Annotated in this window: 13 protein-coding genes; 8 read left to right on the forward strand and 5 right to left on the reverse strand. The window is 66.0% G+C overall.

Annotated elements, in window-relative coordinates:
* Positions 1 to 10 precede the first annotated feature (10 nt).
* From pncA to F4827_RS07670, 3 genes are all read right to left on the reverse strand, one after another.
* Positions 11 to 646 carry a bifunctional nicotinamidase/pyrazinamidase gene (pncA, locus tag F4827_RS07660; protein ID WP_183723351.1) on the reverse strand — a complete coding sequence of 212 codons (636 nt, stop codon included), beginning with the start codon at positions 644 to 646 and terminating at the stop codon, positions 11 to 13.
* Positions 647 to 704: 58 nt separating this feature from the next.
* On the reverse strand, positions 705 to 2,801 hold the full coding sequence (locus F4827_RS07665) for a 3-hydroxyacyl-CoA dehydrogenase NAD-binding domain-containing protein (RefSeq protein ID WP_260175024.1): 2,097 nt from the start codon (positions 2,799 to 2,801) through the stop codon (positions 705 to 707).
* Between the two features lie 216 nt (positions 2,802 to 3,017).
* Positions 3,018 to 4,769, reverse strand: a complete 1,752-nt coding sequence (locus tag F4827_RS07670) for a 3-(methylthio)propionyl-CoA ligase (RefSeq protein WP_183723353.1) — start codon at positions 4,767 to 4,769, stop codon at positions 3,018 to 3,020.
* A gap of 170 nt (positions 4,770 to 4,939) precedes the next feature.
* On the opposite strand from F4827_RS07670, the gene F4827_RS07675 reads away from it, so the two are divergent.
* The 5 genes from F4827_RS07675 (at position 4,940) to F4827_RS07695 (ending at position 8,814) form a co-directional block, all read left to right on the forward strand.
* Positions 4,940 to 6,550 carry a YdiU family protein gene (locus F4827_RS07675; protein ID WP_183723354.1) on the forward strand — a complete coding sequence of 537 codons (1,611 nt, stop codon included), beginning with the start codon at positions 4,940 to 4,942 and terminating at the stop codon, positions 6,548 to 6,550.
* A gap of 43 nt (positions 6,551 to 6,593) precedes the next feature.
* A complete protein-coding gene (gene msrB, locus F4827_RS07680; protein ID WP_167068040.1) occupies positions 6,594 to 7,013 on the forward strand; it encodes a peptide-methionine (R)-S-oxide reductase MsrB in 420 nt (139 codons plus the stop codon).
* 103 nt (positions 7,014 to 7,116) lie between these two features.
* The gene (locus F4827_RS07685) at positions 7,117 to 7,650 is read left to right on the forward strand and encodes a septation protein A (RefSeq protein WP_183723355.1); all 534 of its coding nucleotides are present in this window, start codon (positions 7,117 to 7,119) and stop codon (positions 7,648 to 7,650) included.
* A complete protein-coding gene (locus tag F4827_RS07690) occupies positions 7,647 to 7,961 on the forward strand; it encodes a BolA family transcriptional regulator (protein WP_183723356.1) in 315 nt (104 codons plus the stop codon). Before F4827_RS07685 ends, F4827_RS07690 begins: the two co-directional genes overlap by 4 nt.
* Before the next feature lie 70 nt (positions 7,962 to 8,031).
* Complete coding sequence (locus tag F4827_RS07695; RefSeq protein WP_183723357.1) at positions 8,032 to 8,814, forward strand: peptidylprolyl isomerase; 783 nt, start codon at positions 8,032 to 8,034, stop codon at positions 8,812 to 8,814.
* Between the two features lie 70 nt (positions 8,815 to 8,884).
* Here the strand turns inward: F4827_RS07695 and F4827_RS07700 are convergent, their stop codons facing one another.
* Together F4827_RS07700 and purL are read right to left on the reverse strand one after the other, a co-directional pair.
* A complete protein-coding gene (locus F4827_RS07700) occupies positions 8,885 to 10,006 on the reverse strand; it encodes a Fic family protein (RefSeq protein WP_183723358.1) in 1,122 nt (373 codons plus the stop codon).
* A 180-nt stretch (positions 10,007 to 10,186) separates the two neighbouring features.
* Positions 10,187 to 14,263 (reverse strand): phosphoribosylformylglycinamidine synthase, encoded by a 4,077-nt coding sequence (gene purL / locus F4827_RS07705; protein ID WP_183723359.1) that lies wholly within the window; start codon positions 14,261 to 14,263, stop codon positions 10,187 to 10,189.
* Positions 14,264 to 14,734: 471 nt separating this feature from the next.
* Between purL and F4827_RS07710 the strand changes: the two genes are divergently transcribed.
* The 3 genes from F4827_RS07710 (at position 14,735) to pgi (ending at position 19,592) form a co-directional block, all read left to right on the forward strand.
* A complete protein-coding gene (locus tag F4827_RS07710; RefSeq protein ID WP_183723360.1) occupies positions 14,735 to 16,030 on the forward strand; it encodes an FAD-dependent oxidoreductase in 1,296 nt (431 codons plus the stop codon).
* Positions 16,031 to 16,142: 112 nt separating this feature from the next.
* Entirely contained in the window at positions 16,143 to 17,726 is a 1,584-nt protein-coding gene (locus tag F4827_RS07715; RefSeq protein ID WP_183723361.1) for an NAD(P)H-hydrate dehydratase, read from the forward strand.
* A gap of 246 nt (positions 17,727 to 17,972) precedes the next feature.
* A complete protein-coding gene (gene pgi, locus F4827_RS07720; protein ID WP_183723362.1) occupies positions 17,973 to 19,592 on the forward strand; it encodes a glucose-6-phosphate isomerase in 1,620 nt (539 codons plus the stop codon).
* The last annotated feature ends 20 nt before the right edge of the window (positions 19,593 to 19,612 follow it).

The following is a 19,612-nucleotide window of genomic DNA, read 5'->3' on the forward strand; positions in this document are numbered from 1 at the left end:
TCAGGCCCGGTCAAACCCGGCCCGCGAGCACATCGGCGGACTGCGCGCGCTTGACGCCCGCAGCCTCCAGTTGCGCCCACGCGGCAGCGAGCGAGCCGTTCAGATCGATGGCGCGCGAGGCGTCGTCGATCAGCACGGTCTCGAAACCGGCGGCGCGCGCATCGAGCGCGGACCACGCGACGCAATAATCGGTCGCGAGTCCGCAGCAATAGACGCGCTTCGCGCCGGTCTCGCGCAGATAGCCCGCGAGGCCCGTGGGCGTCGTGCGGTCGGCTTCGAGAAACGCGGAATAGCTGTCCACGTTCGCGTGATGGCCCTTGCGGATCAGCGCGCGCGCATGCGGCACGTCGAGGTCGCCGTGCAGCGCCGCGCCGTGCGTGTCCTGCACGCAATGCGTCGGCCACAACACCTGCTCGCCGTACGGCAGCGTGGTCATCTCGAAAGGCGCGCGGCCCGCGTGATTGGCGGCAAACGAAACGTGCTGCGCCGGGTGCCAGTCCTGCGTCAGCACCACATGCGTGAAGCCCCGCGCAAGCCGGTTGGCGACCGGCACGACTTCATCGCCCTGCGCGACGGCCAGCGCCCCGCCCGGCATGAAGTCGTATTGCAGGTCGATCAACAGGAGCACGTCGTCTGCGCTTCTCATGATGTCCGTCCGATGTTTGCGCTCGTGTGTGCGCCTGGTTGAATGCGTAGTTGAGCGCTTAGTTGAACGTGCCGCCGTTGTCGGCCTTGTCGGCCAGCGACTGCGCGATCTCCCACGCGTCGCCGTTCGGCTGCGCGGCGTAGCGGCGAATCGAGCGCGCCACGTTGTACAGGCCCACGGTATCCGCGTAGAGCATCGGGCCGCCGCGCCACAGCGGGAAGCCGTAGCCCGTGAGATAGACCATGTCGATGTCCGAAGCCTTCGACGCAATGCCTTCTTCGAGGATCTTCGCGCCTTCGTTCACCAGCGCGAACACCAGGCGTTCGACGATTTCGTCGTCGCTGATCTTGCGGCGCTCCACGCCCGCTTCCTTCGAGTACGCGACGATCATGTCGTCGACGAGCTTCGACGGCAGCGCGTTGCGCTCGCCCGCCTTGTAGTCGTACCAGCCCGCGCCGGTCTTCTGGCCGAAGCGGCCCGTCTCGCAGAGGCGATCGGCGATCTTCGAGTACTTGAGGTCCGGCTTCTCCTGGTAACGGCGCTTGCGGATCGCCCAGCCGATGTCGTTGCCCGCGAGATCGCTCATGCGGAACGGTCCCATCGCAAAACCAAACTTCTCGATCGCCCGATCGACCTGCGCGGGCAGCGCGCCTTCTTCGAGCATGTAGAGCGCCTGGCGCACGTACTGTTCGATCATGCGGTTGCCAATAAAGCCATCGCACACGCCCGAGACCACCGCCGTCTTGCGGATCTTCTTCGCCACCTGCATGACCGTGGCCAATACGTCCTTGGCCGTGTCCTTGCCGCGCACGACTTCGAGCAGCTTCATCACGTTGGCCGGGCTGAAGAAGTGCAGCCCGACCACATCCTGCGGACGCTTCGTGAAAGCGGCGATCTTGTCGACGTCGAGCGTCGAGGTGTTCGAGGCCAGAATCGCGCCTTGTTTCGCCACTTCATCGAGACGCTTGAACACCTGCTCCTTCACGCCGAGTTCTTCGAACACGGCTTCGATGATCAGATCGGCTTGTTTGAGATCGTCATAGGAGAGCGTCGGGCTGATCAGCGCCATGCGCGCTTCCGCCTTCTCCTGCGTGAGCTTGCCCTTCTTGACCTGCGCTTCGTAGTTCTTGCGGATCGTCGCGAGGCCGCGGTCGAGCGCTTCCTGCTTCGTTTCCAGCAGCGTGACCGGCACGCCCGCGTTGAGGAAGTTCATGGTGATGCCGCCGCCCATCGTGCCCGCGCCGATCACCGCGACCTTCTGGATATCGCGCACCGGCGTGCTCGACGGCACATCGGGAATCTTGCTGGCGGCGCGCTCGCCGAAGAACGCGTGGCGCAGTGCACGCGATTCCGGCGTCTGCACCAGTTCGACGAAGCAGTCGCGCTCAAAGGCGAGGCCCTTCTCGAAACCCTCCTTCACGCCCGCTGCGATGGCGTCGATGCACTTCACCGGCGCGGGATAGTTCTTCGACATCGCGCCCACGGTGTTGCGCGAGAACTGCAGGAAACCTTCGGCGTTCGCATGCTCGATCTTGCGGTTGCGCACCAGCGGATGCGGGCCTTGCTTGTCGGCGGCCTTGCGCGCGAACGCGACGGCTTCGGTGAGCAGATCGCCCTCGATCATCGCGTCGAACAGGCCCGATTTGGCGAGCTTTTCGCTCGGCACCGGTGCGCCGCTCACGATCATGTTGAGCGCGGGTTCGAGGCCGATGGCGCGCGGCAGACGCTGCGTGCCGCCCGCGCCCGGCAGGATGCCGAGCTTGACTTCCGGCAGCGCGATCTGCGCGCCCGGTGCCGCCACACGGTAATGCGCGCCGAGCGCCAGTTCCAGGCCGCCGCCCATCGCCACGCTGTGGATCGCGGCCACGACCGGCTTGACGCTCTTTTCCACTTCCTTGATGACGGTGTGGAGCGTGGGCTCCTGGGTCGCCTTCGGCGTGTTGAATTCGGTGATGTCGGCGCCGCCCGAGAAGGCCTTGCCCGCACCCGTGATGACGATGGCCGTTACCGCCGCATCGCTGTTGGCGCGCGCCAGGCCCTCGACGATGCCGGTGCGGGTCGACAGACCCAGGCCGTTGACGGGCGGATTGTTGAGCGTGATGACGGCGACGCCGTCGCGAATCGTGTAATTCACTGCCGCGTTGTCCACTACCATTTGCCTGCCTCCATACATGCGGGCCGCGTTGTGCGTCGCCGGCTTGATTGTCCGACATTCCCGGTCAGCAGGCAGAATACCGAAAAACGCACGCTCGTTCCATTTTTTTCTTGTGGTGGGACGTCGGGGTTTGTACCGAGGCGGCGCGTCTGGCGAAAAATAGGCAAAAAAAACGCAGCCCGAAGGCCGCGCCGGAGAAAGGGTTCACGCGTGAAATCAGTCGCGGATCACGGCGGAGGTGCTGTGATCGGCCACGCCGCCGCCCGCGCCCCTGGGCACATCGAGCGGGTCCATCGGGCAGTCCTGAGCGGCGGCCAGCGCCGTCGGCAGGATGTGATCGCGGAACTGCTCGCGCAGCTTGAGCTTTTGCAGCTTGCCCGTGGCCGTGTGCGGCAGTTCGTCGACAAAGACCACATCGTCGGGCAGCCACCACTTCACGACCTTGCCGTCGAAAAAGGCCAGCAGTTCTTCGCGCGTGACTTGCGCGCCCGGTTTTTTAACGGCGACGATCAGCGGCCGCTCGGTCCAGCGCGGATGCGCGCAGGCGATGCAGGCGGCCTCGGCAATCGCCGGATGCGCCACCGCGATGTTTTCCAGGTCGATCGAACTGATCCATTCGCCGCCCGACTTGATCACGTCCTTGCTGCGGTCGGTGATGTGCAGGAAGCCGTCCGGATCGATGGTGGCGACGTCGCCCGTCGGGAACCAGCCGTCGACCAGAGGTGTACCGCCTTCCTGGCGAAAATACCGGTCGATGACCCACAGCCCGCGCACATGCAGATCGCCGAACGCCACGCCGTCCCACGGCAGCTCGCGCCCATCGTCGCCGACGATTTTCATATCGACGCCAAAGATCACGCGCCCCTGCTTTTCCAGCAGCGCGCGCTGCGCCTGCGGCGGTCTCTGCGCCTGCTCCCAGTTGAGCTTGGCAAGCGTGCCGAGCGGCGACATCTCCGTCATGCCCCACGCATGAATCACCTGCACGCCGTAGTCGTCCTCATACGTGCGGATCATCGCCGGCGGACAGGCCGAGCCGCCAATCACCGTGCGATTGAGCGTCGAAAACTTCACGCCCGCGTCGCGCATATACGTGAGCAGGCCGAGCCAGACCGTCGGCACGCCCGCCGAACAGGTCACGCCTTCGGCTTCCATCAGTTCGTAGAGCGACTTGCCGTCGAGATCCTTGCCGGGCAGCACGAGCTTGGTGCCGTTGAGCGGCGCGGCGTGCGGAATGCCCCAGGCGTTGACGTGGAACATCGGCACGACGGGCAGCAAGGCGTCACGCGCGGATAAACCGATCGAATCGGGCAGCGAGGCCGCATACGCATGCAGCACGGACGAGCGATGCGTATAGAGCGCGCCCTTGGGATTCCCCGTGGTGCCGGAGGTGTAGCAGAGGTTCGAGGCGCTGCGCTCGTCGAGCAGCGGCCATTCGTAGACGCCGTCCTGCGCCGCAAGCAGCGTTTCGTAACTGAGCACCGGCGTGCGCATGGCCGGTAGATGCGCCTCGTCGCACAGTGCGATCCAGCCGCGCACCTGCGGACATTGCGGCGCGAGCGTATCGACCAGCGCGGCGAAAGTGGTATCGAAGAGGATGTAGCGATCTTCGGCGTGATTGACGATCCAGGCGATCTGCTCGGGAAACAGGCGCGGATTGATGGTGTGGCACACCGCGCCGAAACCCGTGACGCCGAAATACGCCTCCATGTGCCGGTAACCGTTCCAGGCCAGCGTCGCCACGCGCTCGCCGGGCTCGACGCCCAGCGCGATCAGCGCCTGCGCGAGTTGCTTCGAGCGCGCCTCGCAGTCGCGATACGTATAGCGATGGATATCGCCCTCGATGCGCCGCGACACGATCTGGGTATTGCCATGATGGCGCGCCGCATGCGCGATCAGCGACGACACCAGCAGCGGCACGTCCATCATCTGGCCCATGAGCGATGCGGCGGGCTTGATCGGCGTGGTCATGGACGGCGGTCTCCTCGACTCGGATGTCTGGAAAGCTCGTTGTGTTGTGTGCTGCGGTCGTCGACCGCCTGTGTCTCAGGTTCCAGGCAATGTCTTACTTTGCTCGCGGCGGCTTCCTGCACGCCAGCGGGCGCGGACTTACAATATCGGCTATTCAACAGGCGCTCAACATGTCGTTTTCACCAGGCCCGAATTCCTCCCCCAGCGATTCCCAAGTGACCCAGACCGCCACGAACCTGCCGGCCAGCGGCCCGCTCGCCGATTTCGAACGCGCGCTGACCGCCTCGCGCGACGCCAGCTTTGCCGGGCTCGGCGCGACCTTCTACACGAAGCTGCCCGGCGCGCCGCTGCCCGCGCCCTGCACGGTCGGTTATTCGCCGGAAACGGCGGCGCTGCTCGGCCTCGATCCGACGGCGGTGAAGGATCCGGCATTCGCCGCGTTTTTCAGCGGCAACTTCACGCGTGAGCGCTCGCCTGCCGCCATGTCGTACGCGGCGGTCTATTCGGGGCATCAGTTCGGCGTGTGGGCAGGCCAGCTTGGCGACGGCCGCGCGCTGATGCTCGGCGAAGTCGAACACGCGGGCAAGCGCCTCGAAGTGCAGCTCAAGGGCGCGGGGCGCACGCCCTATTCGCGCATGGGCGACGGCCGTGCGGTGCTGCGCTCGTCGATCCGCGAATTCCTGTGTTCGGAAGCGATGCATCACCTCGGCATTCCGACCACGCGCGCGCTCGCCGTGACCGGCTCCGACCAGCCGGTGCGCCGCGAGGAGCTGGAAACCGCCGCGGTAGTCACGCGCGTGTCGCCCAGTTTCGTGCGCTTCGGCCACTTCGAGCACTTCTATTCGAACGACAACGTGGAGGCGCTGCGCGCGCTCGCTGATCACGTGATTGGCCGCTTTTATCCGCAACTGCGCGAAGCAGACGATCCGTATCTCGCCCTGCTCGACGAAGCGGTGCGCAGCACGGCGGCGCTGATGGTGGAATGGCAGGCCGTGGGTTTCTGCCACGGCGTGATGAACACCGACAACATGTCGATCCTCGGCCTTACGATCGACTACGGCCCGTTCGGTTTTATCGACGGATTCGACGCGAACCACATCTGCAACCATTCGGATTCGCAGGGCCGTTACGCGTACCGCATGCAGCCGCAGATCGGCTACTGGAATCTGTTCTGCCTGGCGCAAGCGCTGCTGCCGCTGTTCGGCGCGCACTACGGGATCGCCGATGAAAAAGTGCGCGGCGAGCGCTGCGTGGCAGACGCGCAAGCCGTGCTCGAACGCTTCAAGTCGCATTTCGCGCCCGCGCTGGAAGCGCGCATGCGCGCGAAGCTGGGCCTCGAACAGGCGCGCGAAGGCGACGATCAGCTCGCCAATCGCCTGTTCGACATCATGAACACGAACCGCGCCGACTTCACGCTAACCTTCCGCAACCTCGCGCGCGTCTCGAAGCTCGATGCGCAAGGCGACACCACGGTGCGCGATCTGTTCCTCGATCGCCCCGCGTTCGACGCCTGGGCCATGGATTACCGCGCCCGCCTCGCGCATGAAACGCGCGACGACGCCGCCCGCGCCGCCGCGATGAACCGCGTGAACCCGAAGTTCGTGCTGCGCAATCACCTCGCGCAGACGGCGATCGAACGCGCGGCGCAGAAGGACTTCGGCGAAGTCGAGCGCCTCGCGAACGTGCTCAAGCGCCCGTTCGACGAGCAGCCGGAAAACGAAAGTTACGCGGCGCTGCCGCCCTCGTGGGCCAGTTCGCTCGAAGTCAGTTGTTCTTCGTAAGCACGGCCCCATATAGACGACCTTCCACCCCGAGGAACCCGCCATGAGCCAGGACGACCACAACTCCGACGCCTACCCCGGCCACAAGAGCGACGCCGAATGGCGCGCGAAGCTCGATCCTACGCAATACCAGGTCACGCGCCACGCCGCCACCGAGCGCGCCTTTACGGGCAAGTACTGGGACCACCACGAACGCGGCATCTACGATTGCGTCTGTTGCGGCACCAAGCTGTTCGAATCGGATACCAAATTCGACTCCGGCTGCGGCTGGCCGAGCTACTTCCGCCCGATCGACGGCGAAGTGATCGAGGAGCGCACCGACCGCTCGCACGGCATGCTGCGCATCGAAGTGCGCTGCAAGAATTGCGGCGCGCATCTGGGCCATGTGTTCGAAGACGGTCCGGCCCCGACGGGCCTTCGGTATTGCATCAATTCGGCTGCGCTACAATTCGAGCCCAAGTAACGCGGGCAGGCCCGCGCTCCCCCTCGGAAAAAAGAGGGAGCGCATGCCGAATCACCGCGTCGCGCCCGTTTTCAGGGCTCTTTTTGCGGACTCCAGGCCGATAATGAAATTTCTGTTTGATCTGTTCCCGATCATCCTGTTCTTCGTCGCCTTCAAGGTGTGGGGCATCTACACGGCCACGACCGTGGCCATCGTCGCGACGCTCGTGCAGATCGCCTGGGTGGCCTTTCGCCACCGCAAGGTCGATCCGATGCTGTGGCTGTCGCTCGGCATCGTCGTCGTGTTCGGCGGCGCGACGCTGATCCTGCACGACGAAACCTTCATCAAGTGGAAGCCCACGGTACTCTACTGGGCGTTCTCGGTCGTCCTGCTGGTCTCGCAGGTGGCGTTCGGCAAGAACCTCATCGAAGCGATGATGGGCAAGCAGATCTCCTTGCCCCAGCGCGTGTGGACGCAACTGAACCTGGTGTGGTCGGTGTTCTTCGCGCTGCTCGGCATTCTCAATCTGTTCGTCGCCTTCCACTTCTCCACGGATGCGTGGGTCGACTTCAAGCTGTTTGGCGCGACCGGCATCCTGGTCGTGTTCATCGTCGGCCAGAGCCTCTGGCTGTCGCGTCACATGAAGGAAGAAGAATGAGCGATGTATTTCTCAACGCCAGCGCAGCGGAACGTCTCGCGCTGATCGAAACGCGCCTCACGGCCGCACTTGCACCCGTCGATTCGATCGTCGTGCGCGACGACAGCGCGCTGCACGCGGGCCACGCCGGAGCGTCCGCGGGCGGTCACTTTCATGTCACGATCGTTGCGGCCGCATTCATGGGGAAAGCCCGCGTGGCAAGGCATCGCTTAGTGTATGATGCGCTGGCCGAGGCCATGCAGCGCGGCATTCACGCGCTCGCGATCACGGCGCTCACGCCCGAAGAGGCCGCGGCGCTGCCGCCGAAGTGAGCCTCGCTGGCAAGCCTCACCAGCCCCACTGATTCGCCCCACTTTTGATTCGTTCTGTCAGGATTTGTCGATGACCTTGAAGAAAACCCGTCTCTGGGTGTTGCTGGCTGCGTGTGCGGCGACTCCCGCCTTCGCGCAGAATGTCGCCGTGGTGAACGGCACGCCGATTCCGACGTCGCGCGCCAACGCGCTCGTCGCCCAGGTCGTGGCCCAGGGCCAGCAAGACACGCCGGATCTGCAAAAGGCCGTGCGTGAGGAACTGATCAACCGCGAAGTGCTGATGCAGGAAGCGGCGCGCCGGGGCATCCCGAATCGTCCGGACGTGAAGGCGCAACTGGCGATGGCGCAACAGCAGGTCATCCTGCACGCGTGGATCGAGGACTTCCTCAAGAACAACCAGCCGAGCGACGCCGAAGTCAAGGCGATGTACGACAAGGTCACGCAAGGCGCAGGCGGCGGCAAGGAATACCACCTGCACCACATCCTCGTCGCCGACGAGCAGCAGGCCAAGGACCTGATCGCGAAGATCAAGGGTGGCGCAAGCTTCGAAGACCTCGCGAAGCAGTACTCGAAGGACCCGGGTTCGGCGAAGAACGGCGGCGACCTCGACTGGTCGGATCCGAAGGCTTATGTGCCGGAATTCGCGGCGGCGGCCACCTCGCTGCAAAAAGGCCAGATCACCGACACGCCGGTGCACACGCAGTTCGGCTGGCACATCATCCGCGTCGACGACATCCGCGCGATCGCTCCGCCTCCGCTTGAGCAGGTGCGTCCGCAGATCGTCCAGCAACTCCAGCAGGAAAAGCTGCTCGCGTTCGAAAAGCAGCTGCGCGCGCAAGCGAAGATCCAGTAAGCGGTTTTTTTCACGCTCCAGGCTTCACGCTTCGCCAAAACCCCGCGGCCTGCAAAGGCGCGGGGTTTTGTCATTCTGGCGGCATCAGTTCATAGCTCGTGCTGCGCCCGCCCCCCTCGGCCTTGCGCAACATGCCGCGCACGACGAGATCGTTGATGTCTCGCAACGCGGTGTCGGACGAGCATTTGGCGATAGCGGCCCATTTGCCGCTCGTGAGCTTGCCGTCGAAACCATCGAGCAGTTTGTTGAGCAATTTCGCCTGCCGTTCGTTGAATGGCGTGTCGGCCCACCGGTGCCAGAAGCGCGCTTTGACGAGAACCGAGTCGAGGGTGAGCTGCGCCTGATCGACGGCCCGATGCAGCGTATCGAGAAACCACGCCAGCCACAGCGTCACGTCCATCGAGCCTTTCTGCGTGCATTCGAGAATTTCATAGTAGGCCTCGCGCTCGCGCTGGATCTGCGCCGACAGGCTGTAGAAGCGCTGCGTGCTGCCGTCGGCGCGCGCGAGCAGCAGATCGCCGATCGCCCGTGCGATACGGCCGTTGCCGTCGTCGAACGGATGCAGGGTGACGAACCACAAATGCCCGAGACCTGCCTTGATAAGCGGCGGCATCGCCGCGGGCTGGTTGAGCCATTCAAGAAAGCGCTGCAACTGCGGTTCGAGCACTGGCGCAGGAGGCGCCTCGAAATGCACGCGCTGCCGCCCGATCGGCCCCGACACCACCTGCATTGGCCCGGTGGCATCGTCGCGCCACGCGGCGACGTTGATGCGCGAAAGCCCTGCGTAACCGGTCGGAAACAGCGCCGCGTGCCAGCCGAAGAGCCGCTCGCGCGTGACCGGAAGGCGATTGTTGGCCGTTGCGTCCAGCACCATCGCGACCACGCCTTCCACGTGGCGGTCCACCGGCGCCAATGCGCCGATATCCACACCCAATCGCCGCGCGATCGATGAGCGCACCGACGCCACGTTCAGGCGTTCGCCCTCGATTTCGCTGGTCTTAAGGACGTCCTCGGTCAATGCCGCGAGGCTTGCCTGATCGCGCAGGCGCATGCCGACATCGGACAGCCGGCCCAGCAGCAAGCCCTGGGCACGGCTGGCCTCCGCCAGAGGCTGCGCGAGCGCCGTCATGTCAAAGCGCCATTGCGGCCAGTCGCCAGCTTGCCAGATGTAGAGATAATCGCCGCTATTCATGCGGCGATTATGGCCTGTATTCTCCGCAGGTGCAATTTATTCACCGCATATTCTGCGGCGAATAAAGCCGCTATTCGCCGTACGCCCAAAGAAAAACCCCAGTCACGTCCGCTGTAGCGAACCCGACGGGGGTTTCCGGATGCAGCCTCACGCCGCCCTCTCAGGCGACGCCGACAGTACTTAGCCCACCCACTTGCGTGCGTTCTGGAACGCGCGCAGCCACGGGCTGGCTTCGCCCCAGCTTTCCGGGTGCCAGCTCATCGTCACGGTGCGGTGCACGCGCTCCATGTGCGGCATCAGGACGGTGAAGCGGCCATCGGCGGTCGTGACCGAGGTGATGCCTTGCGGCGAGCCGTTCGGGTTGAACGGATAGCTTTCGGTCGCCTGACCGCGGTGATCGACGTAACGCATCGCCACCGCGACCTTCGAGATATCGCCCTGCTGCGAGAAGTCCGCGAAACCTTCGCCGTGCGCGACCGCCACCGGAATGCGCGAGCCTTCCATGCCAGCGAAGAAGATCGACGGCGAGCTTTGCACTTCGGCGAGCGAGAAGCGCGCTTCGAACTGCTCCGACTTGTTGCGCGTGAACTTCGGCCAGGCCTCAGCGCCTGGAATCATCGACGAGAGGCTCGACAGCATCTGGCAGCCATTGCAGATGCCGAGTGCAAACGTGTCCTGACGCGCGAAGAACGCCGCGAACATGTCCGCGAGCTGCGCGTTGAAGCGGATCGTCTTGGCCCAGCCTTCGCCCGCGCCCAGCACATCGCCATACGAGAAGCCGCCGCAGGCCACCCCGCCCGCGAAATCGGCCAGCGTGACGCGGCCTTCCAGCAGGTCGCTCATGTGGACGTCGTGCGCGTCGAAACCGGCGCGATCGAACGCGTAGGCGGTTTCGAGGTGCGAGTTCACGCCCTGCTCGCGCAGGATCGCCACGCGCGGACGCGCGCCGGTGCTCACGAACGGTGCAGCGATGTCTTCGGCCGGGTCGAACGTCAACTTCGGCTGCATGCCCGGATCGGCGGCGTCGAGCAGCGCGTCGTATTCGGCGTCGGCGCAGGCCGGGTTGTCGCGCAAACGCGCGATGCGCCAGCTCACTTCGCTCCACACGCGCTGCAGTTCGGCGCGCGGCGCTTCATAGATGCGCTTGGCGTCGCGATAGATTTCGATTGCGTCGCGGTTGTTGAGCGTGCCGATCACATGTGAGCAGACCGACAGGTTGTGCTCGCGCAGCACGGCCATCACGGCGTCGCGCTGGGTTGCCGGCACCTGGATCACGGCGCCCAGTTCTTCCGAGAACAGTGCGCGCAGCGTGCGGTCGTCGCGGCGGCCGCTGGTCTGCTTCGCCCAGTCCTTGGCGTCGCCGAAATCCGTGCCGTGCTCGCCGTCGAGCGTGAGCATGTCCACGTTCAGCGACACGCCGGTGTGACCCGCGAAGGCCATTTCGCAGACCGTCGCCCACAGGCCGCCGTCCGAGCGGTCGTGGTACGCCAGCACCTGCTCGTTCGCATTGAGCTTCTGGATCGCGTTGAAGAACTGCTTGAGGTCTTCGGCGCTGTCGACGTCAGGCGCCTCATCGCCAACCTGCTGGGTAACCTGGGCGAAGATCGAGCCGCCCATGCGGTTCTTGCCACGGCCCAGGTCGATCGAGATCAGCACGCTCTCGCCCGCTTCGTCGATACGACGCAGTTGCGGCGTGAGGTGACGGCGCACGTCTTCGACCGGCGCGAACGCGGAAATGATCAGTGAAACCGGCGCGACCACTTCCTTCGCGACGCCTTCTTCGTTCCATTTCGTGCGCATCGACAGCGAATCCTTGCCGACCGGAATGCCGATGCCCAGCGCCGGGCACAGTTCCATACCGATCGCCTTCACGGTGTCGTAAAGCGCGGCGTCTTCGCCCGGTGCGCCGCACGCGGCCATCCAGTTCGCCGACAGCTTGAGCTTGTCGAGCGAAGCGATGGGCGCCGATGCGATGTTGGTGATCGCCTCGCCCACGGCCATGCGGCCCGATGCGGGCGCGTTGATGACGGCCAGCGGCGTGCGCTCGCCCATCGTCATCGCTTCGCCCTTGAAACCGGCGTAGTCGAGCGCGGTGATCGCGCAGTCGGCCACCGGCACCTGCCACGGGCCGACCATCTGGTCGCGCACGTTCATGCCGCCCACCGAGCGGTCGCCGATGGTGATCAGGAACGACTTGCTGCCGACCGTCGGATGACGCAGCACGCTCTTCGTGACTTCGTCGAGCGTGATGCCCGTGACGTCGACCGGCACGAGCGCCGTGCTGACGTGTTCGACGTTGCGGTGCATGCGCGGCGGCTTGCCGAGCAGGATGTCCATCGGCATATCGACGGGCTGGTGGCCGCCGTTGGCGGCGAGCGCCTTTTCGTCGGTGTCGATCAGCTTGAGCTCGCGCTCTTCGGTCGCCACGCCCACGACCGCGAACGGGCAGCGCTCGCGTGCGCAGATCGCTTCGAAGGCGGGCAGATCGGCCGGAGCGATCGCCAGAACGTAACGTTCCTGCGATTCGTTCGACCAGATTTCACGCGGCGACAGGCCCGATTCTTCGAGCTGGACCTTGCGCAGCTCGAAACGCGCGCCCTTGTTTGCGCCGTCGACGAGTTCCGGGAACGCGTTCGACAGACCGCCCGCGCCCACGTCGTGAATGGACAGGATCGGATTGCCTTCGCCAAGCTGCCAGCACGAGTTGATGACTTCCTGCGCGCGACGCTCGATTTCCGGGTTGCCGCGCTGGACCGAGTCGAAGTCGAGTTCAGCGGTGTTGGTGCCGGTCGCCATCGAACTGGCCGCGCCGCCGCCCATGCCGATGCGCATGCCGGGGCCGCCGATCTGGATCAGCAGCGAGCCTGCGGGCAGGTCGTGCTTGTGGGTGTGCTGGTCGCTGATGTTGCCCAGGCCCCCCGCGATCATGATCGGCTTGTGGTAGCCGCGCACGGTGCCCGCGACGTTCTGCTCGTAGACGCGGAAGTAGCCGCCCAGGTTCGGACGGCCGAATTCGTTGTTGAACGCGGCGCCGCCCAGCGGCCCGTCGATCATGATCTGCAGCGGCGAAGCGATGCGGTCCGGACGGCCATAGGTGCCGTGCTGGTCGGCGGGATTGCGGTGCGCGAGCGGCACGGCGGCGTCGCGGGCGTTTTCCCACGTTTCACGCGCTTCGGGCAGATCGAGGTTCGACACCGTGAAGCCCGTGAGACCCGCCTTCGGACGCGCGCCGCGGCCCGTTGCGCCTTCGTCGCGGATTTCGCCGCCCGAGCCCGTGGCCGCGCCGGCGAACGGCGAGATCGCGGTCGGGTGGTTGTGCGTCTCCACCTTCATCAGCGTGTGCGTGAGTTCGGTGTGGCGACCATATTTTTCGCCCGGCGTGCCGTCGGCGTTGCTCTTGCGCGGGAACCAGCGCTCCGCGACCGCCCCTGCCATGATCGACGAGTTGTCCGAATACGCGACGATGGTGCCTTGGGGACTGATCTTTTCGGTATTGCGGATCATCGCGAACAGCGACAGATCCTGCTCCTGACCGTCGATCGTCCAGCTCGCGTTGAAGATCTTGTGGCGGCAGTGTTCGCTGTTGGCCTGCGCGAACATCATCAGTTCGACGTCGGTCGGATTGCGGCCCAGCTTCGTAAAGTTCTCGACGAGGTAATCGATTTCGTCGTCGGCGAGCGCGAGGCCCAGTTCGCCGTTGGCCGTTTCCAGCGCGGCACGGCCGTGGCCCAGCACGTCCACCGTCTGCATCGGGCGCGCGGGCAGTTCGTCGAACAGATGCAGCGCCGCGTCGCGCGAGGGCGCGACGTTTTCCGTCATGCGGTCGTGCAGCGCGGCGGCAACCTGCCCGTGTGCGTCGTCGGACAGCGTCTTCTTGCCGCCGAGCAGGCCGCTCTTGAGGATCACCGTGTACTCGACGCCGCGCTCGATGCGGCGCACCTGGTCGAGGCCGCAGTGATGAGCGATGTCGGTGGCCTTGGAGGCCCACGGCGACACCGTGCCAAAGCGCGGCACCACCATGAAGGTCACCGCGCTGCCGCGCTCCTGGGGAGCCTCGAACGGTGCGCCGTAGTGCATCAGCGCCTCGATCTTTGCGCTGTCTTCAGCGCTGAGCGGCGTGGCCGAGTTGACGAAGTGCAGAAACTGGCCATGCACGCCGACGATATTGGCGTCGATACGCTGGAGCGTGTCGAGCAGGCGGGTCTGACGGAAGTCGGAAAGGGCCGAAGCACCGGGGAAACACGAGAAGTGGGCCATGGACTGGGGCGTTGCGTCGAAGTTACATCGCGGCTTCGCCTCGCGCGGTTGCGTCGCAAGGTGGCGATGCGTCGCGCGGGGCTATGGCGACGGTCAGGCGAAGGGAGACCGCGATTATAACCCGGAAGCCCCCCTCCGACTGCCCTTGGGGTCGCTTCGACAACACCGCGCGCAGCCTCTGCGCACGTCTTTTCGCGATACGAGAAAAGGACGCGGCCGTCATGCATGCTGCATCGGGCGTTTTTTCGCGATTGACCCAGAACGGGGAAGCGAATCGAAAGGGCGCGGGAAGCCGGCTCGCAGGCGCGCCGGCGCTGCCGCCCGCATGGCTACGACGCGCGAATGGCTGCTATGATTGCGCGTTTCACCCGATCGGCGCAGCGCATCGCGCGCCGCACGTCTCACCCTCTTCGGCAGGGCGCCCAGCCACCTCGGCCAACGGCGCGACACCTGCCTGCAGATCGAATCATCATGGATGTCATCGTCATTGGCGGCGGAATTGCCGGCGTCGCCACCGCCTACCAGTTGCGCGCGGCGGGCCATCGCGTCTGCGTGGTCGAGCGCCACGCCACCGTCGCGCAGGGCGCGACCTACGGCCATAGCGGCGTCGTGTTGCCGACGCCGCTCGACGTCTGGTTCGGCCCCACCTTCCTGCGCAACGGCCGGCAGTCCTCGGGCGGCGTGATCTCCAGAACCGGCTTCACGGGCCAGGCGCGCGCCTTCGTCAAGCGCCTCGCCACGCTGCACGGCTCCGAAGCGTTCGAGGCGCGCTATGCGCTGCTGCGCCCGCTGATCGAATCGGCCCAGGCGGGACTCGACGATATCGAAAACCGTTTCCAGCTCGAATACGAGCAGCGCGAAGGCCTGCTCTATCTGGTGCGCGCCACCGACGAGTGGTCGCTCAACCAGCCCGCGCTGGAACTGCTGCGCCGCTTCGAAACACCGCATCACGTACTGACGCCCCACGAGTGCGTGGCCGCCGAACACACCATTCCCGCCGATCCGCCGTTCGCGGGCGCGGTGCGCTTCGATCACGCGCGCGTCGCCAACTGCCCGCTGTTCGTCAAGCAGCTCAAGCAGACGCTCGATACGCTCGGCGGCGTGCAGTTCGAAACCGGGCGCACGGTGAGCGCGATCCGCGTTGAAAGCCAGCGCGCGGCCGTCGAGCTTGCGCCGCGCCCCGAGGAAGCGGGCAAGCGCCGCGACGTCGAAGTGATTTCCGCCGATGCCGTGGTGGTCGCGGCGGGCGCGCAAACGCCGAAGCTGCTCGCGCCGCTGGGCATCAAGCTGCCGTTTTACCCGGTGCGTATGCATACGCTCAACGCGCCGGTCGCGCACGAGGAATGCGTGCCCAACTCCACGCTCGTCGATGCGGCGCGGCGCATCGTCGTCACGCGCACGAATCACCGTCTGCGCATCGCGGGCGGCGCGGTGCTCCAGCGCGCCGGGCAACTCGACCAGGCGCTGCCCGAGGCGCTCACCGAAGAAGCGCTCGCCCTGCTCGGCGAAGCGTCGCGCGACTGGGCGCCGGGCGCCGCACGCATCTCGGCGGCGCTGGCGTGGGAAGGCATGAAGCTGCTGTCCGCCGATGGGCTGCCCGCCGTGGGCAACGTCGGCAGTCCGCGTTTGTTCGTCAACGCGGGACACGGCCCGGCGGGCTGGGCGCTGGCGCTCGGCTCGGCGCGCCTGATCGCCGCCCAGGTGTCCGGCACCGCGCCGGAATTGCCCGCCGAAACGGTCGAGGCCCTCTGGCCGGGGCGCAGCTAAAGGCTGTCGCCGTTGTTTGCATGGCGCCAGGCTAGTGGCCAGGCTAGTTCATGGCGATTGCGGGGTATGGTTATGCTGTCGGTTTATCCGCAGGTCGCCACGCTCCGCCGCCATGACCCACGCCACGCCCGCCCACCCTACCCTCGTCAATCCACATGACCGTGCAGTGGCCTTGCTCACGGTCGCCCAGCTCCGCGAACGTGAACACGCCGCGCAGGCGTCGCTGCCCGCCCATACGCTGATGGCGCGCGCCGGGGCCGCCGCTGCCCACTTTCTGCGCGAGCAGATCGTGCACGCGCCCTCTGCGCTCAGCACCAAGCCCGTGTGGTTCGCGGCCGGTCCTGGCAACAACGGCGGCGACGCGCTGGTGGCCGCGGCCGCGCTAAAGCGCGCGGGCATCGCCTGCGAAGTCTGCATGCCCGTCGAAGTGAAACCCGCTGATGCGCGCTGGGCGCTCGCCGAAGCCCGCGCCGCCGGCGTGCCGATCACCCAGACGCCACCCGCGTCGTTCGACGCATACGGCTGGCTGGTGGACGGCCTGTTCGGCATCGGACTCGCGCGTGCGCTCGACGGGGTGTTTGCCGAACTGGCCCGGCTCCTCTCGACACGCAGGCGCAGCGACGCTCACGTGCTGGCGCTCGATGTGCCCAGCGGTCTGGACAGCGATACCGGCAACGTGGTCGGCGGCGGCCCGGCCGTGCGCGCGAGCCACACGCTCACCTTCATCGGCGCGAAGCCCGGTCTCTATACGGGCGTGGGACGCGATTACGCGGGCGCGGTGAGCGTGGCGCCGATCGGTATCGATACAGCGGTCTCGCTCGATAGCGCGGAGATCGCCTGGCTTAACGCACCGGCGTTGTTCGCACCGTTCCTCCCCGCGCGCGACTTCGCGACCCACAAGGGCAGCTTCGGCACGCTGGCCGTGATTGGCGGCGATACCGGCATGTGCGGCGCACCGATCCTCGCGGCGCGCGCCGCGCTGCTGTCGGGCGCGGGCAAGGTCAACGTGGGCTTTCTGGGCAGCGACGCGCCGCCCTATGACGCGCCGCATCCCGAACTGATGCTGCATGACGCCGCCAAGCTCCCGCTCGATGCGATGGACGCCGTTGCGGCGGGCTGCGGCATGGGCAGCAGCGCCTCGGCGCGGCAACTGGTCGAGCGCATCCTGCGGCTCGACGCCGCCGTGCTGCTCGATGCCGATGCGCTCAATCTCGTCGCGCGCGACGCGGCTCTCGCCGCACACGTCAGCGAACATGCGCGCACGCGCCGCGCGCCTTGCGTGCTGACGCCCCATCCGCTCGAAGCCGCGCGTCTTCTTGGCGTCGATACGGCTGAGCTGCAGCGCGACCGCCTGGCCTCGGCGCGAGCGCTCGCCTCCCGCTTCGAGGCAGTGGTGGTACTCAAGGGCAGCGGCACGGTGATCGCCGCGCCCGACGCACGCCTCGCGATCAACCCGACCGGCAACGCGGCGCTCGCCACCGGCGGCACAGGCGATGTGCTCGGCGGCATCATCGGCGCACTGCTCGCCCAGCGCTTGCCGCCCTTCGAGGCGGCACTCGCAGGCGTCTACCTGCACGGCCTCGCCGCCGATACGCTCGTCGCCCAGGGCGATGGTCCTGCCGGGCTCGCCGCAGGCGAACTCGCGCCGATGGTCCGACGTCTCATGAACCGGCTGTTTTACGCGCCGAAACCCTGATCGCGGCCCGGCAATCGACCACAATCCTCCAGATAGTGAGAGAAATCGCGCCATGACGTTTGCTAACGTGTAATCGGTTCCGTTAGCTTGGCCGACCCCGTGCGCAGCCTCGCCCAGGCCCGCTATACTGATCTTTCGCGCGCCGCCCACCGGCGGCGCGTTCCCCCGCAGCGCGTGACGCGCGCGCTGGCCTGACCGGCCGGCGCCCTCCGCCGCCCTTCATTCGTTTTCCCTCGCTAGACGAACATGACGAATCCGCTCCCTGCCTGGTCCGCGCTACAGACGCATTACGAACAGATCCGCAACGAACAGATGCGCGACTGGTTCGCCCCCGCCAACGATCCCGCACCGACCCGCGCCGAACGCTACACCTACGCCGGCGGCGGTATTGCAGCCGACTTCTCGAAGAACCGCATCAACGACACCACGCTCAAGCTGCTCGTGCAGCTCGCGCGCGAGGCCGGCGTCGAACAGCGCCGCGACGCGATGTTCGCGGGCGAAGTCGTCAACCCGACCGAAGGCCGCGCCGCCCTGCACACCGCGCTGCGCGCCACCGAGCCGAACGCGCCGTTTCACGCCCAGGTCCTCGCCGAAAAAGCCAAAATGGCGAAATTCGCCGACGCCGTACGCAGCGGCGCATGGACCGGCTACACCGGCAAGCGCATCCGCCATGTGGTGAACATCGGCATCGGCGGCTCGGATCTCGGGCCCAAGATGGTCGTGCATGCGCTCAAGCATCTGGAAACGCCCGAACTCGATTCACACTTCGTATCGAACGTCGATGGCGCGGATCTGTGGCGCGTGATCGAAGACATCGATCCCGAAGAAACGCTCGCGATCATCGTCTCCAAGACCTTCACCACGCTGGAAACCATGACGAACGCGCGCTCGATGCGCGACTGGTTCGTCAAGGCCGGCTGCCCCGAAGACGCGCTCGCGAAGCACTTCGTCGGCGTATCGGCGAATCCGGCCGAAGTGGTCAAGTTCGGCATCGCCAAAGAAAACGTGTTCGAGATGTGGGACTGGGTGGGCGGCCGTTATTCGTTGTGGTCGGCCGTGGGTCTGTCGATCATGATCGCGATCGGGCCGCAGCAGTTCGACGAACTGCTCGCGGGTGCGCACGATATGGACGAGCACTTCCGCACCGCGCCGCTGGAGAAGAACCTGCCGGTGCTGCTCGGCATGATCGGCATCTGGTATCGCAACTTCTTCGGCTCGCAAAGCTATCTGGTTGCACCGTACTCCGAAGCATTGCACTACCTGCCCTCGTACCTGCAGCAGCTCGAAATGGAGAGCAACGGCAAGCAGGCGCGTCTGGACGGCAAGTTCGTCGATTACGCGACTTCGGCGATCACCTGGGGCGAGCCCGGCACCAACGGCCAGCACGCGTTCTTCCAGATGCTGCACCAAGGCACGACGATCGTGCCGATCGACTTTATCGCCGTGCTCACGCCCGAACATCCGCTCGCCGATCATCATCCGAAATTGCTCGCGAACTGTTTCGCGCAAAGCGAGGCGATGATGCTGGGCCGCACCGAGGAAGAAGCGAAGAAAATCGCCGGTCCGGACAAGCCCGAACTCGTGCCGCACATCATGTTCCCCGGCAATCGCCCCACCACCACGCTGCTGGTCGATGCGCTCACGGCGCGTTCGCTGGGCGCGCTGATCGCGCTCTACGAGCACAAGGTGCTGGTGCAGGCGTCGGTGTGGAACATCAATCCTTTCGACCAGTGGGGCGTGGAACTGGGCAAGATCCTCGGCAAGGTGGTGGAAGCCGATCTCACCGCGGCGAGCGGCGACGTCAAGGCGCACGATTCGTCCACCAGCGCACTGATCGCGCGGGCGCGGGCGGCGCTCAAGCGTTGATGGGCTAGTGCGCGTTTGAC

Source organism: Paraburkholderia bannensis (assembly GCF_014200455.1).
GTDB classification, from domain to species: Bacteria; Pseudomonadota; Gammaproteobacteria; order Burkholderiales; family Burkholderiaceae; genus Paraburkholderia; species Paraburkholderia bannensis_A.

What these genes read in the sequence shown, in the direction of transcription:
- pncA (WP_183723351.1), bottom strand. Translation starts at nt 646, where the DNA reads ATGAGAAGCGCAGACGACGTGCTCCTGTTGATCGACCTGCAATACGAC.
- F4827_RS07665 (WP_260175024.1), bottom strand. Translation starts at nt 2,801, where the DNA reads ATGGTAGTGGACAACGCGGCAGTGAATTACACGATTCGCGACGGCGTC.
- F4827_RS07670 (WP_183723353.1), bottom strand. Translation starts at nt 4,769, where the DNA reads ATGACCACGCCGATCAAGCCCGCCGCATCGCTCATGGGCCAGATGATG.
- F4827_RS07675 (WP_183723354.1), top strand. Translation starts at nt 4,940, where the DNA reads ATGTCGTTTTCACCAGGCCCGAATTCCTCCCCCAGCGATTCCCAAGTG.
- msrB (WP_167068040.1), top strand. Translation starts at nt 6,594, where the DNA reads ATGAGCCAGGACGACCACAACTCCGACGCCTACCCCGGCCACAAGAGC.
- F4827_RS07685 (WP_183723355.1), top strand. Translation starts at nt 7,117, where the DNA reads ATGAAATTTCTGTTTGATCTGTTCCCGATCATCCTGTTCTTCGTCGCC.
- F4827_RS07690 (WP_183723356.1), top strand. Translation starts at nt 7,647, where the DNA reads ATGAGCGATGTATTTCTCAACGCCAGCGCAGCGGAACGTCTCGCGCTG.
- F4827_RS07695 (WP_183723357.1), top strand. Translation starts at nt 8,032, where the DNA reads ATGACCTTGAAGAAAACCCGTCTCTGGGTGTTGCTGGCTGCGTGTGCG.
- F4827_RS07700 (WP_183723358.1), bottom strand. Translation starts at nt 10,006, where the DNA reads ATGAATAGCGGCGATTATCTCTACATCTGGCAAGCTGGCGACTGGCCG.
- purL (WP_183723359.1), bottom strand. Translation starts at nt 14,263, where the DNA reads ATGGCCCACTTCTCGTGTTTCCCCGGTGCTTCGGCCCTTTCCGACTTC.
- F4827_RS07710 (WP_183723360.1), top strand. Translation starts at nt 14,735, where the DNA reads ATGGATGTCATCGTCATTGGCGGCGGAATTGCCGGCGTCGCCACCGCC.
- F4827_RS07715 (WP_183723361.1), top strand. Translation starts at nt 16,143, where the DNA reads ATGACCCACGCCACGCCCGCCCACCCTACCCTCGTCAATCCACATGAC.
- pgi (WP_183723362.1), top strand. Translation starts at nt 17,973, where the DNA reads ATGACGAATCCGCTCCCTGCCTGGTCCGCGCTACAGACGCATTACGAA.